1 protein-coding gene is annotated in these 265 nt (G+C 55.5%); it reads right to left on the bottom strand.

Going from position 1 to position 265, the window contains the following annotated elements; translation table 11 throughout:
* Positions 1-265 (bottom strand): IS3 family transposase (locus BHE85_RS20040; protein ID WP_146628008.1); only part of this gene is annotated, 265 nt, incomplete at both ends.

Here is a 265-nt window from a genome sequence, read left to right as displayed (position 1 = left end):
CCGCCACCCAGACCTGATTTGGTGCTGTAGGAGCGAACGTCTGGTTCAGCAGATTTGGCGCAACTGGCAGATTGTGGTTCGGGTTCGTAGTCGCTCTGAACTTGCGTTTCTGCTTACAGCGTAGCCTTAGCTCCTTACGAAGACGTGCCAGTCGGTCACGACCAACGATGATGCCATTCTCTGCCAGCTCCGTCTGGAGCCGCCGGGTTCCATATGTTTCGCGAGTGCGGATATGTGCCACCTTAATCTCCAGTTTTAGCCGCTC

Origin of the sequence: Shigella sp. FC1567, assembly GCF_001743015.1 — a bacterium.
Lineage (GTDB): Bacteria > Pseudomonadota > Gammaproteobacteria > Enterobacterales > Enterobacteriaceae > Escherichia > Escherichia coli.
The sequence above is the reverse complement of the archived record's forward strand: the minus strand, read 5'-3'. Positions and strand labels throughout refer to the sequence as shown.